Below are 13,506 nucleotides of genomic sequence, written 5' to 3' on the forward strand. Positions count from 1 at the left end.
GGCTAGGACGTGCCGGCAACAGCGTGAAGGGGATATCCAATGACCAGCCGTACCGTGAAGGCGCTGCATCCGGCGCTGCGTGACGATATCGGCGACCTGACCACGCGGCGCCCGTTGCCGGGGCCGGGGCTGGACCAGGTGGACCCCTTCCTGTTCCTCAACCATCACGGCCCCCAAATCTATCCGCCGAACAATCGCGGCCTGCCCTTCGGCCCGCATCCGCATCGCGGCTTCGAGACGGTGACCTTCATCCTCGACGGCGAATTGGCGCATCTGGACAGCGGTGGGCATGAAAGCGTGATCCGCGCCGGCGGTGTGCAATGGATGACGGCCGGGCGTGGCCTGGTGCATGCGGAGATTTCCCCCGACTCCTTCAAGCGCAGCGGCGGCGCGCTGGAGATCCTGCAGCTCTGGGTCAATCTGCCGGCGCGACTGAAGATGACGACGCCCGCCTATACCGGCCTGCAGCGCGCCGAGATTCCGGCGATCGCGGCGGATGCGGGCCGCGTCCAGATTGATCTGATCTCGGGTGAATGGGATGGGCAAAAGGGGCCGATCCATTCCGAAACCGGCATCGCGATGACGGTGCTGCGCTTCGAGGCCGGCGGCACCATCAGCCCCGCCGTGCCGCCCGCGCACAACGTGTTTCTCTATATCGTGCGCGGCGAGCTGGCCGTGTCAGGCCGCCAAGTCGCGGCCGGCCATCTGGTCACGCTGAACCAGGACGGGGATGTGGTGGAGATGGTGGCCGGTGCGCAGGGCGCGGTGGTTCTGTTCGGCCATGCGATGCCCTTCGACGAGCCCGTCGTCGCGCACGGCCCCTTCGTGATGAACACCGCCCAGGAAATCCAGCAGGCGGTGCGCGATTATCAGCGCGGGCTGTTCGGCGGTATTCCTGGCGGCTGAGCCGCCGACTGCGCGCCGCGCAGATAGATGGCGACGGCGTGCCGCACCAGCTCCTGCAGCTGCGCATCGTCGGGCGGCGGAATCAGGCCCAGCATCATCATCATCTGGGGCCCGCCGAGCACCATGCCGAACAGCAGGCGGGAGGCCTGTTCCGGATCGCCTGGCGCCAGGCGGCCGCCCTGCATCTCCGCCGCGATGCGCCTTTGCAGCGGGTTGGTGCCGCCCTTCAGCTTTACGCGGTGGAAGGCCTCCGCCAGCTCCGGGGAGCGCTGCCCCTCCGCGATCACCAGGCGGAACAGCGCGGTCTGGCGCGGCGCCAGAAGGTGCCGCGCGGCGGTCAGCAGGGTGCCTGTCAGCGCCTGTTCCAGATCGGGCTCCCGCTCCAGCTCCGTGTCCATATGCAGCGGCGCCAGGGCCGCGCTGACCGTCGCCTCGAACAGCGCGGCCTTGGACGGGAACAATTGGTACAGCGTGCGCTTCGACATTCCGGCGGCGCTCGCCACCGCATCCATCCGCGCCGCGCCATAGCCGTCGCGCAGGAAGATGCTGGCGGCAGCGTCGCAGAGGAGGCGGCTGCGCGCCGCCTCCGGCATCGGATCGCGCCCCGGTCGGCGACGCTCCGTCAGCACATCCTCTCCCACCGGCGTCACTCCGCCGGCGCGGGCAGCGGTGCCGCCGTATCGGTGGGCTTCGCCGCCTGCTTCGGCCGGGTGCGGAACAGCTTCAGCACCAGCAGGAAGAATAGCGGCACGAAGACCACGGCCAGGATGGTGCCGGTGACCACGCCGCCGATCACGCCCGTGCCGATCGCGTTCTGCGCGCCGGAGCCGGCACCGGTGGAGATCGCCAGCGGCACCACGCCGAGCGTGAAGGCGAGGGAGGTCATGATGATCGGCCGCAGCCGCAGCCGCGCCGCTTCCGCCGCCGCTTCCACCAGGCCCAGCCCACGATCAAAACCCTCCTTCGCGAATTCCACAATCAGGATGGCGTTCTTGGCGGACAGGCCGATGGTCGTCAGAAGGCCGACCTGGAAGTACACGTCGTTCGACATGCCGCGCAGCAGGCTGGCCAGCACCGCGCCGAGCACGCCCAGCGGCACCACCAGCATCACCGCCGTCGGGATCGACCAGCTTTCATACAGCGCTGCGAGGCAGAGGAAGACGACGATCAGCGAGATGGCATAAAGCGCCGGGGCCTGGCCGGAAGCGCCGCGTTCCTCATAGGAAATGCCGCTCCAGGCATAGCCGAAGCCGGGTGGCAATTGCGTCGCCAGCCGCTCCATCTCCGCCATCGCCTCGCCACTGGTCCGCCCGGGCGCGGGCGCACCCTGGATCTCGCGGGAGGCGATGCCGTTGAAGCGTTCCAGGCGTGGCGAGCCGGAGATCCACTCGGTGCGGCCGAAGGCAGTGAAGGGCACCATCTGGCCGCTGGAATTGCGCACGAACCAGCGATCGAGGTCGCCCGGCAGCATGCGCGATGCCGCCTCGCCCTGCATGTAGACGCGCTTGATGCGGCCACGATCCAGGAAGTCGTTGACATAGGTCGAACCCCAGGCGGTGGACAGCGTGGTGTTGATGTCGGAGACGGAAAGCCCCAGCGCGCTGGCCCTTTCCCAATCCACCAGCAGGCGGAACTGCGCCTCGTCATCCTGCCCGTTCGGCCGCACCGCGGTCAGCACCGGGCTTTGCGCGGCCATGCCCAGCAACTGATTGCGCGCCTGCATCAGCGCCGCATGGCCAGCACCCGCACGGTCCAGCAACTGGAAGGTGAAGCCGGTGGCATTGCCGAGTTCGGTGATCGCCGGCGGGGCGAAGGCGAAGACCATGGCATCCTGGTAGCTGGCGAAGCGGCGGCTGATGCGTGCGGTCAGCGCCTGAACGCTGTTCTGCGCGCCGGGTCGCTCGCTCCAGGGCCGCAGGCTGATGAAGCCGAGGCCGGCATTCTGGCCGCGGCCGCTGAAGCTGAAGCCGTTGATGCCGAAGTTGGAGGCGACGACGCCCTTCTCCTCCTCCATCAGATAGCGATTCAGCTCATCCAGGGCGCGCTGCGTGCGTTCCGTGGTGGCGCCCGGGGGGGCGACGACCTGCACGAAGGCGGTGCCCTGGTCCTCATTCGGCAGGAAGCCGCCGGGCAGGCGCAGGAAGCCGTAGCCGAGGGCGGCCAGCAGCGCGGCGTAGATCGCCATCATTCGCCAAGGCCGCTTCAGGCTACCGCGCACGCCCCGTTCATAGACCCGGGTCGTGCGGTCCACGCCGCGGTTGAACAGGCCAAAGAACCCGCGCTGGCCCTGGCCGGGCTTGTGCGGCTTCAGCAGGGTGGCGCAGAGCACCGGGGTGAAGAAGATCGCCACCAGCACGGACAGCGCCATGGCGGTGGCGATGGTGATGGAGAACTGCCGGTAGATCACGCCGGTGGAGCCGCCGAAGAAGGCCATCGGCAGGAACACGGCGGACAGCACCAGGCCGATGCCGATCAGGGCGCCGGTGATCTGGTCCATGGATTTGCGCGTCGCTTCGACCGGCGGAAGGTGTTCCTCCGCCATCACGCGCTCGACATTTTCCACGACCACGATGGCGTCGTCGACCAGCAGGCCGATGGCCAGAACCAGGCCGAACATGGTCAGCGTGTTGATGGAATAGCCGGTGGCCGACAGCATGGCGAAGGTGCCCAGCAGCACCACCGGGATGGCCAGCGTCGGGATCAGCGTGGCGCGCCAGTTCTGAAGGAACAGGAACATCACCAGGAAGACCAGCACCACCGCCTCGATCAGCGTGTGCACCACGCTGGTGATCGACAGGCGCACGAAGGGGGTGGTGTCGTAGGGGTAGACCACCTCCAGTCCCGCGGGGAAGTTGCCGCGCAACCCTTCGATCGTGAGCCGAACCGCCGTCGCCGTGTCCAGCGCGTTGGAGCCGCTGGCCAGGCGGATGCCGATGCCGGCGGCGGGCTGGCCATTGAAGCGGGCGGTGTTGGCATAGCTTTCCGCGCCGATCTCCACCCGCGCCACGTCACGCAGCCGCACCTGCGCGCCATCGGTCTGCACGCGCAGCAGGATCGCGCCGAATTCTTCCGGCGTCTGCAGATAGGACGGGCCGATGATGGTGGCGTTCAACTGCTGGCCGGCGACGGAAGGCTGTGCGCCCATTTCGCCGGAGGAAACCTGCACGTTCTGCGCCTGGATGGCAGTGCGCACATCGCCGGGCGTCAGGCCGTAATTCACCAGCTTCGCGGGATCCAGCCAGATGCGCATGGCGAATTGCGCGCCGAACACCTGATAGTCGCCGACGCCCGCCGTGCGGCTGATCGGGTCCTGGATGGTGCTGACCAGGAAGTCCGAGATGTCGGAACTGCCCATGCGCCCATCAGTCGCGACAAAGCCCACCACCATCAGGAAGTTGCTGGTGGATTTCGCGACGCGGATGCCCTGCTGCTGCACGGTCTGCGGCAGGCGCGGTACGGCGAGCTGCACCTTGTTCTGCACCTGCACCTGCGCCGTATCCGGGTTGGTGCCCTGGGCGAAGGTGAGCTGGATGGTGGCCGCGCCGTCCTTGGTGGTCTGGGAAGAGAAGTACAGCAGGCCGTCGATGCCGCTGAGCTGCTGCTCGATCACCTGCACCACCGTGCTCTGCACCGTCTCCGCGGAGGCGCCGGGATAGCTGACGGTGACGGAGATGGCGGGCGGGGCGATGGCCGGGTATTGCGCGATCGGCAGGGTGCGCAGGGCCAGAAGCCCCGCCAGCATGATGCCGATGGCGATCACCCAGGCAAAGACCGGGCGGTCGATGAAAAAACGTGCCATGTCGGTCTGCCTAGCTGCGGGCCTGCGGGGCCGCGGGCGGTGTGGCCCCGCGTTCGGTGGCGTTCACCCGCGCACCGGGGCGGATGCGCTGCACGCCTTCCACCACCACGCGGTCGCCGGCTTGCACGCCCTCCGTCACCAGCCAGTTGGTGCCGATGGCGCGGCTGGTGCGCAGGATGCGCTGTTCCACAACGCCCTCCGCATTCACCACATAGGCGAAGGGCTCGCCGCGCGGGGTGCGCAGCACGCCCTGCTGCGGCACCATCAGCGCGCGGTCGGTGACGCCTTCGGCCACTTCGGCGCGCACGAACATGCCGGGCAGCAGAAGCTGGTCGGGGTTCGGAAACACAGCGCGCAGGGTGACGGAGCCGGTGCCCTGGTCGACGATCACCTCGGAGAACTGGATCTGGCCGGGATGCGGATAGGTGGAGCCATCCTCCAGGATCAGCTTCGCTGGCGCGCGATCCGCGGCCTCGCGCCGCAGGGCGCCGCTTTCCACATCGCGGCGCTGGGCCAGCAAGGCGGAGTTGGGCTGCGTGACGTCCACATAGATCGGGTCGAGCTGCGTCACCGTGACCAGCGCCGCCGCCTGGTTCGCGGTGACCAGCGCGCCCACCGTGGCGCCGGAACGGCCGGTGCGACCGGCGATGGGGGAGGTGACCTGGGTATAGCCGAGGTCGATCCGCGCCGTGTCCAGCGCGGCGCGGGCGGACAGCACATCGGCCTGGGCTTCCCGCAGGGTCGCCTCGGCATTGTCCAGGTTCTGCTGGCTGACCGCCTGGGATCGCACCAGGGCGCGGTAGCGGTTGGCGGTGCCGGCGGCCGCGCGCTGCGTGGCTTCCGAACGGGCCAGGGCGGCCTCGGCACGGGTCACGGCATTCTCGAACGACCCTGTGTCGATCTGGAACAGCGGCTGGCCCGCCGTCACGGCCTGGCCTTCGGTGAACAGCCTTTCGCGCAGCAGCCCGCCGACCTGCGGCCGCACCTCGGCCACCTGGAAGGCGGCGGTGCGGCCGGGCAGCAGGGTGGTGATCGGCACGGGCTGGCGCTGCAGGGTCACCACCGTCACGGCGGTGGGCGGCGGCGGGGCGGGCTGGGCGGCGGCGCCGCGCGGCTGCTCCTCACAGGCGGCGAGCAGCAGCAGGCCAAGGCCGGCGAAGGCGATGCGGCGGGTGGGGAGCGGCAAGCCGCGATCAGGGAACATGCGACCTCATAGGGAAACTGGTGCGTTTCCGGTTTGGGATACCCGTCGGTTTCCCAAGGAGTCAAGCAACGATATGTTGCGACGCAGCATGGTGCGGGCGCGGCTGTCTCTGCTACATTCGCCCCGTGCAGATCCCTCAGCGGACAGAGCTGGAAAAGGTAAAGGCCCGGCTGCGCGCCCTGGCCGCCAAGACCATTGATCGCGGCTGTTCCGAGGCCGAGGCGATGATGGCCGCCCAGAAAGTGGGCGAGCTGCTGGAGGTCTATGGCCTGACCATGTCCGAGGTCGAGCTGCGGGACGAACCCTGCCTGCAACGCGACATCGTGATCACCGGCCCCCGGCTTCAGGCCGTCGGCATCATCTTCATGGCGATCCTGCGCCTGACCGAGACGCGCGGCTGGATGGTCGGCCGCAACCACTTCGTGCTGTTCGGGCTGGAGCCGGATGTGCTGATGGGCGAGTACCTGATGCATGTGGTGGCCGGCGCGGTGGACCATGAGGAGGCGCAGTTCCGCGCCAGCGAGGCCTATCGCCGCAGCCGCCAGACGCCGCAGCAGCGGCTGCGCAGCTTCCGCTACGGCTTCGCCGAGCGGGTTTCCGAACGGATGGATGAACTGGCCGCCCAGCGCCAGGCCAGCATGACCACGGCCGGCGCTTCGGGCGGTGGCACGGCGCTGGTGGTGGCGAAGGAAAAGCGGGTGGCGGAGGCGTTTCGCGACCTCGGCATCCGCCTGCGCTCCCGCACCACCACGCGTCGGGTGAGTGACAATGCCGCCTTTCGGCAGGGGGCTGCCGCCGGCGGGCGGGTGGCGCTGGAACGGCCGGTGGGGGCGGGGGCCGGTACGCCGCGCCTGCCGGGGCGCCGGGGCGGGTGAGCCGGGGCGACGCGGCCGCGCGGCGCCTCTATGCCTGGGAGGACCGGGTGGTGGCGCCGCTGGACCGTTCGGTGGTGCCCTTCGCGCAGATGCAGGCGCTGGTCGATCATGTCTGGGCCGCGGAGGGGCTGCGCTGGCCGCCACGCCTGCGGCCGCGCAAGGCGACGCGCGCCGTGATCGCCACCGGCAGCCGCCTGGCGATCGAGGCGCCCGAAAGCCTCCCGAGCTGGGTGCTGCTGCACGAAATCGCGCACGCCTTGGCCGATGCGGGCGATGGCGACATGGCGGGGCATGGGCCGGATTTCGTCGGGCTTTATGTCGGGCTGCTGGTGCGGCATGCGCGCATGGATGGCGCGATGCTGGCGGCGAGCCTGGCCGAGGCCGGCATCGCCTGGAACCCGGCCGCGCGGCCGGCGCTGGTCGGTGATTAGGGCTTGGCGGAACCTGGGCTTAGCGGCGACGTGTCAGCAGCGGCACCCACACGAGGATGACCATGACATTCACGGTGATTGTGGGGATGAGGATCAGAGTTCCAACTCCGGCAAACACCGTGCCCACCGTCCGATCGAGCCGTAGTTCGGCCAGTTCCTCTTTGCAGCGGTCAACCGCTTCCCACCGCTTCGGGTAATCGGACCTTGCGATGCAGTCCGTCAGAAAGGCCTGTCGCGGGGTGCGTAGAACGAAGGTTGACCCGGCCGCGGCGACGGCCAGTCCGAGCGTTACAGCGACCGCTGCTGATCGCCATTTCAAGAACATCCCGCTGCATCCTTGCTGCCACCGGATTCTAGCGCAACGGTCAGTTCGGATCCAATCCGAGGTGACCGCAAATCGCCGGGCGCGGTTGCGGGTGTGACAGGGGGTTAGCCCGTCGCGCAGGCCAGGAAGGCGCGTGCCAGCGCCGTGGGCTGGCGGGGCGTCGCCAGCCAGATGCTCGTGGTGGCGCCCGCATCGGCCAGCGGGCGATGCGTCACTTCCGCCACCTGGATTTGTGCCAGCGAGGCCGGCATCACCGCGATGCCCAGCCCCGCGGCCACCAGCCCGATCAGCGTCGAATTCTCCCGCGCCGTCTGGGTGATCTGCGGCGCGAAGCCGGCGGCGCGGCATAGGCCGAGGAACTGGGCGTGCAACGTTGTGCCGACGGCGGCGGAGAAGAAGATCAGCTTCTCCTCCGCCAGCTCGGCCAGTCGTAGCGGCGTGGCCTCCGCTGCCAGCGGGTGGTCGCTGCGCATCATCGCCACCAGCGGCTCCCGCAGCAGCTCCACCGCCGCGACATCGACCGGGATATGATCCGCCGAGGGGCAGCGCAGGAAGCCGGCATCCAGCTCCCCCCGCCGCAGCGCATCCACCTGCTCCAGCGTCGGGCTTTCGCGCAGCGTCAGATGCACGTCCGGCAGCCGGGCGCGAAAGGCGAGCACGGCGCGGGTGAAGGCGGGCAGCAGCGGCGCGGAGGCGAAAAGGCCCATGCGCAGCTCGCCGATTTCGCCACGCCCGGCGCGGCGAGCCACCAGCTCCGCCCGCCTGGCCTGAACCAGCGTGGCCCGGGCCTCCGTCAGGAACACCTTGCCGGCCTCGGTCAGCGCCACATGGCGGGTGCCGCGTTCGAACAGCTTGGTGTCCAGCTCCGCTTCCAACTGTCGGATTTGCTGGCTGAGCGGCGGCTGCGCCATGCACAGGCGCTGCGCGGCGCGGGTGAAGTGCAGCTCCTCGGCCAAGGCGACGAAGTAGCGAAGCTGACGCAGATCCATAGGCCGGGCATCTCAATACAGAGGTGTTTTATATTGGACCCCTTGTTTCGCCCTGGATAGCCTTCACGAAGTTGCAGCAATCCAGCCGGAAGGGCCTTGCCTTGGACGCCTTCGATCCCATCACCCTCGAAGTCTATTGGAGCCGATTGATCTCCATCGCCGATGAGGCGGCGACGGGCCTGCTGCGCACCGCCTTCTCCACCATCGTGCGCGAGTCGAACGACTTCGCGACGGTGCTGATGGATGCGAAGGGGGATTCGATTTCGGAGAACACCGGCGGCATCGCCTCCTTCTCCTGCATCCTGCCGAAGACGACGAAGCATTTCCTCAAGCGCTTCCCGATCGAGACCTGGCAGCCGGGCGATTGCGTGATCACCAATGATCCGTTTCTGGCCACGGGCCATCTGCCGGATTTCACAGCTGTCAGTCCGATCTTCCATAAAGGAAAAATCGTCGGCTTCGCGGGATCCATCGCGCATTCGCCGGATGTCGGTGGCGCGCTGTGGTCGGCGGATTGCCGGGAGCTGTTCGAGGAAGGCATTCGCATCCCGCCCTCCCGCCTGTTCCATGCCGGGCAGCGCAACGAGGATCTGGTGGAGCTGCTCTCCGCCAATGTGCGCATCCCCGGCCCGGTGATGGGCGACCTGGAAGCGCAGGTGGTGGCGAATGAGGTGGCGGTGCGCCGCCTCGCCGAATTCCTGGAAGATACGGGACTCGACGATCTGCAGGCCCTGTCGGAGGCCTTGCAGATCCGCGCCGACCAGGCGATGCGCCGCGCCATAGCCGAGGTGCCGGACGGCACCTATCACGCCACCATCGAGGCCGATGGTTTTGACGAGCAGGTGACGCGGATTGTCTGCGCCGTGACCGTCTCGGGCGAGACGATGCATATCGACTTCGCCGGCACCTCGCCGCAGATCGATCGCGGCATCAACTGCGTGCTGAACTACACACATGCCTATTCGGTCTATCCGGTGAAATGCGCGCTGGATCCCTTTACGCCACGCAACGAGGGCAGCTACCAGGCGATCACCGTCGCGGCGCCGGAGGGGTCCATTCTGAACCCGCGCTTCCCGGCGCCATGCAGCGCGCGGCAGCTCACGGGCCATCTGTTGGCGGGCGCCATCTACAAGGCGCTGGCGGATGTGCTGCCGGACAAGGTGCTGGCGGAATGCGGCGGCGCGCCGACCATGCGCGCGTTGTTCAGCGGCATGGACCAGAATGGCGATCGCTTTTCGCAAGTGCTTTTCGCCAGTGGCGGCATGGGTGCCAGCCCGCATCGCGACGGGCTTCCGACCACGGCCTTCCCGACCAATGTCGGCGCCGGCTCCATCGAGGCCTATGAGAGCGTCGCGCCCTTGCTGGTCTGGCGGAAGCAGCTTCGGCCCGATTCCGGCGGCGCCGGGCGGTTCCGCGGTGGCCTGGGGCAGGAGGCCGAGATCGAGGTGCGCACGCCGGCGGCGGTGCGGCTCTCATTGCTGTCGGACCGGCGCGACCATCCGGCGGAAGGCCTGCTCGGCGGTGGCCCCGGCGCGCCGGCGGTGATCGCCATTGATGACGGCACGCGGCCGCACCCGAAGTCCCGCACCAGCGTGGAGACCGGGCGGCGCGTGACCTTGCTGTATCCAGGCGGCGGCGGCTTCGGCGATCCGAAGCAGCGCGACCCCGAAGCTGTGCGCGCGGATATCCGCGACGGCTACATCACGGAAGAGGCGGCGATGCGTGACTATGGGGTGAAGGCATGAGCGCGGGCACGGCACGCATCGGCGTTGACGTCGGCGGCACCTTCACGGATTTCGTGCTGCATGATCCGATCCGCAAGCTGGTTGCCACCGGTAAGCGGCTGACCACGCCGGACGATCCCAGCGAGGCGATCATCGCCGGCACGATGCGGCTGCTGGAGGAGACGGGCCTCAAGCCCGCCGACCTGCACAGCATCGTTCACGGCACCACGCTGGTGACCAACACCATCATCGAGCGCACCGGCGCCACGGTCGGCCTTCTGACCACCGCGGGTTTCCGCGACGTGATCGAGATCGGCCGCGAGACGCGCTACGACCTCTACGACCTGTATCTGGAAGCGCCGCCGACCCTGGTGCCGCGCCATCGCCGCCTGGAAATCCCCGAGCGCATCGACGTGCATGGCGCCACGCTGCTGCCGCTGGATGAAGATGCGGTGCGCGCCGCCGTCACCCGGCTGGTGGAGCAGGAGAAGATCGAGGCGCTGGCCATCGCCTTCATGCATGCCTATCACGACGACCGGCATGAGGTCCGCGCCGGGGCCATCGTGGCGGAGATGTATCCGGACCTGCCGCTGTCGCTGTCGTCCCGCGTCGCGCCGGAAATCCGCGAATTCGAACGCACCAGCACCGCCTGCGCCAATGCCTATGTGCAGCCGCTGATGCGTCGCTACCTCGACAAGCTGGAGGCAGACCTTGCCGCCTTGGGCTTTGTCGGGCGGCTGCATGTGATGCTGTCCGGCGGCGGCATCGCGGCGGTGCGGGATGCCAAGGAATTCCCCATCCGCCTGATCGAATCCGGCCCCGCGGCCGGCGCCATGGCGGCCTCCTTCCTCGCGCGCCTCACCGGCGAGAACCATGTCGTGTCCTTCGACATGGGCGGTACAACAGCAAAAATGTGCCTGGTGGAGGATGCGGCGCCCGACCGCAAATTCGACTTCGAGGCTGGCCGCGTCCGCCGCTTCCAAAAGGGCTCTGGGCTGCCGTTGAAGGTGACGGTGGTGGATATGATCGAGATTGGTGCCGGCGGCGGCTCCATCGCTCGCGTTGATGCCGCTTCCGGCCTGATGAAGGTCGGCCCGCGCAGCGCCGGCGCCAAGCCGGGGCCGATCTGCTATGGCCGCGGCGGCACCGAACCCACGGTCACCGATGGCGACCTGGTGCTCGGCCGGCTCGATCCAAAGTACTTTCTCGGCGGCGAGATGGCGCTGGACCCCAATGCGGTGCAGCGCGCCATCGAGAATGGCATTGCCAAGGGGCTGAAGGTGGAGCGCGACATGGCCGCGCTCGGCATCCGCCGCATCGTCGATGAGACGATGGCCGCCGCCACGCGCATGCATCTGGCGGAGAAGGGCAGGGACCCGCGCCGCTACACGCTGATCGCCTTCGGCGGCGCCGGGCCAGTGCATTCCTACGACTTGGCGCGGCTGCTGAAGATGAAGCGCATGCTGGTGCCGCTGGGCGCCGGCGTGGCTTCGGCCCTTGGCTTCCTGGTGGCGCCGCCCGCCACCGATCTGGTGCGCAGCCATGTCGGACGGCTGGAACGGATGGACTGGGCGCATGTGAACAGCCTGCTGTCGCAAATGGCGGAGGAAGGCCGGCAGCTTCTGCTGGAAACCGGTGCTGATCCCGATAGCATCACCACGCTGCCCGCCGCCGACATGCGACATGTCGGCCAGGGCTTCGAGATTCCCGTGAAGTTGCCGTCGATGTCGCTGAGCGAAGCCGATCTGCCGGCCATCCGGGAAAACTTCTTCGCCAGCTATGCCGAACGCTTCGGCCGCGCCTTGACCGACCTGCCGATCGAGGCGCTGTCCTGGCGTGTCGCCTGCCTGGCGCCGGGCCGCGACATCCAGCTGGCGGAAGTCGCCAATACGGTGACCGAAAGCTTCACCGATGCCGCCAAGGCGGCGCGTGGGGTGCGGGAGGCCCTGTTCGAAGGCATCGGCTGGCTGCCCTGCCAGGTCTATGACCGCTACGCGCTCGCGCCAGGCGCACGCTTCCAGGGGCCGGCTCTGGTGGAGGAACGGGAATCCACCTGCGTCATCGGTCCGGGCGCGCAGGTTTCTGTGGATCAGTTCCGGAATCTGGTCGTCGAACTGCCTTGATCGGGCAACACTGCACAACGCCGTGACGCAAGAAACGCGGCGAACAGGGGGATGCCGGCAGCGGCGGCCGCAAGGTCGCCGCCACGCGCATCAATTCACGCAATCGCCGTCGCTGTGCGGCGGCAACAACGGAGAAGACCCATGAGTGTGGTGACACGTCGTTCCCTGCTCGCCGCCAGCCTCGCCACGCCCGCGCTGGCGTCGCGGCCCGCGGCGGCGCAGGAGGTGTTTCCCAATCGCCCGTTGACGGTGGTGATCCCCTGGGCGGCGGGCGGTTCCACCGACGTGATGGGGCGCGTCATCGCGCAGGCCATGGCGGCCGATCTCGGCCAGCCCGTGGTGGTGGACAATCGCGGCGGCGCTTCCGGCACCATCGGTCACAGCCATGTCGCGCGGTCGCGGCCGGATGGCTATACGTTCCTGCTCGGCACCAACAGCACCTATGCCATCGCGCCGCATCTGATGGCCAATATTCCCTATGACAACCGCGCGGCCTTCACCGGTGTCAGCCTGGTGGCGCGCAGCGCGCAGGGCCTCTGCGTCCACCCTTCCATCCCGGTCAACAGCGTCGCGGAATTCATCGCCTATGCGAAGGCGAAGCCGGGCGAGGTCACCTTTTCCTCCGCCGGCATCGGCGCCAGCAGCCATCTGGCGACGGAGCTGTTCCAGGCCAAGGCCGATGTGCGCCTGTTGCATGTGCCCTATCGTGGCGGCGGCCCTTCCGTGCAGGGCCTGCTGGCGGGGGAGGTGGCGATGTCCTTCGTCGATCTCGTCACCTGCCTGCCTTTCCGCGCCAACCGGCAATTGAAGGTGCTGGGCGTCGGCACGGCGGAGCGTTCGACCTTCGCGCCGGACCTGCCGACGCTGGCGGAATCCGGCGTGCCCGGTTTCGCCTCCTCCACCGATGTCATCATGCTGCTGCCGGCCGGCACGCCCGCACCGATCGTGGCCCGGCTGACCGCCGCGATGCAGAAGGCGCTGCGCGATCCGGCGACGAAGGAGCGGCTGAACACCATGGCGGTGGAGACCATCGGCAGCACCGCCGCTGAACTCGACGCCTATTGGACGGAGGAGCTCGCCAAATGGGGCGAGATCATCCGCAGCCAGAACATCACCATCTGAGGAAGTCC

At 68.4% G+C, this 13,506-nt stretch carries 11 protein-coding genes; 6 read left to right on the forward strand and 5 right to left on the reverse strand.

The window, feature by feature from the left end; genetic code table 11:
• Positions 1-39 precede the first annotated feature (39 nt).
• Positions 40-906, forward strand: a complete 867-nt coding sequence (locus tag ACVFYP_RS08635; RefSeq protein WP_499199759.1) for a pirin family protein — start codon at positions 40-42, stop codon at positions 904-906.
• Here ACVFYP_RS08635 and ACVFYP_RS08640 read toward each other — a convergent pair.
• Genes ACVFYP_RS08640 through ACVFYP_RS08650 form a run of 3 tightly spaced genes read right to left on the reverse strand, consistent with a single transcriptional unit; the run spans position 870 to position 5,891 of the window.
• A complete protein-coding gene (locus tag ACVFYP_RS08640; protein ID WP_499199760.1) occupies positions 870-1,547 on the reverse strand; it encodes a TetR/AcrR family transcriptional regulator in 678 nt (225 codons plus the stop codon). The genes ACVFYP_RS08635 and ACVFYP_RS08640 overlap by 37 nt on opposite strands.
• Before the next feature lie 5 nt (positions 1,548-1,552).
• Entirely contained in the window at positions 1,553-4,705 is a 3,153-nt protein-coding gene (locus ACVFYP_RS08645; protein WP_499199761.1) for an efflux RND transporter permease subunit, read from the reverse strand.
• 10 nt (positions 4,706-4,715) lie between these two features.
• On the reverse strand, positions 4,716-5,891 hold the full coding sequence (locus tag ACVFYP_RS08650) for an efflux RND transporter periplasmic adaptor subunit (RefSeq protein ID WP_499199762.1): 1,176 nt from the start codon (positions 5,889-5,891) through the stop codon (positions 4,716-4,718).
• A gap of 143 nt (positions 5,892-6,034) precedes the next feature.
• Here ACVFYP_RS08650 and ACVFYP_RS08655 point away from each other — a divergent pair, with 143 nt between their 5' ends.
• Together ACVFYP_RS08655 and ACVFYP_RS08660 are read left to right on the forward strand one after the other, a co-directional pair.
• On the forward strand, positions 6,035-6,784 hold the full coding sequence (locus ACVFYP_RS08655; protein WP_499199763.1) for a DUF2786 domain-containing protein: 750 nt from the start codon (positions 6,035-6,037) through the stop codon (positions 6,782-6,784).
• Positions 6,781-7,215, forward strand: a complete 435-nt coding sequence (locus tag ACVFYP_RS08660; protein ID WP_499199764.1) for a hypothetical protein — start codon at positions 6,781-6,783, stop codon at positions 7,213-7,215. The genes ACVFYP_RS08655 and ACVFYP_RS08660 overlap by 4 nt, the downstream gene beginning before the upstream one ends.
• 19 nt (positions 7,216-7,234) lie before the next feature.
• On the opposite strand, the gene ACVFYP_RS08665 is transcribed toward ACVFYP_RS08660, so the two are convergent.
• Both ACVFYP_RS08665 and ACVFYP_RS08670 read right to left on the reverse strand, forming a co-directional pair.
• The gene (locus ACVFYP_RS08665) at positions 7,235-7,540 is read right to left on the reverse strand and encodes a hypothetical protein (RefSeq protein WP_499199765.1); all 306 of its coding nucleotides are present in this window, start codon (positions 7,538-7,540) and stop codon (positions 7,235-7,237) included.
• Positions 7,541-7,644: 104 nt separating this feature from the next.
• Positions 7,645-8,529 carry a LysR substrate-binding domain-containing protein gene (locus ACVFYP_RS08670; protein WP_499199766.1) on the reverse strand — a complete coding sequence of 295 codons (885 nt, stop codon included), beginning with the start codon at positions 8,527-8,529 and terminating at the stop codon, positions 7,645-7,647.
• A gap of 101 nt (positions 8,530-8,630) precedes the next feature.
• Here ACVFYP_RS08670 and ACVFYP_RS08675 point away from each other — a divergent pair, with 101 nt between their 5' ends.
• The 3 genes from ACVFYP_RS08675 to ACVFYP_RS08685 all read left to right on the forward strand — a co-directional run bounded on the left by ACVFYP_RS08675 (position 8,631) and on the right by ACVFYP_RS08685 (position 13,498).
• On the forward strand, positions 8,631-10,274 hold the full coding sequence (locus tag ACVFYP_RS08675; RefSeq protein WP_499199767.1) for a hydantoinase B/oxoprolinase family protein: 1,644 nt from the start codon (positions 8,631-8,633) through the stop codon (positions 10,272-10,274).
• Positions 10,271-12,376 carry a hydantoinase/oxoprolinase family protein gene (locus ACVFYP_RS08680; RefSeq protein WP_499199768.1) on the forward strand — a complete coding sequence of 702 codons (2,106 nt, stop codon included), beginning with the start codon at positions 10,271-10,273 and terminating at the stop codon, positions 12,374-12,376. The genes ACVFYP_RS08675 and ACVFYP_RS08680 overlap by 4 nt, the downstream gene beginning before the upstream one ends.
• A gap of 141 nt (positions 12,377-12,517) precedes the next feature.
• Positions 12,518-13,498 (forward strand): Bug family tripartite tricarboxylate transporter substrate binding protein, encoded by a 981-nt coding sequence (locus tag ACVFYP_RS08685; RefSeq protein WP_499199769.1) that lies wholly within the window; start codon positions 12,518-12,520, stop codon positions 13,496-13,498.
• The last annotated feature ends 8 nt before the right edge of the window (positions 13,499-13,506 follow it).

It is taken from the genome of Roseomonas sp. F4 (assembly GCF_053891155.1).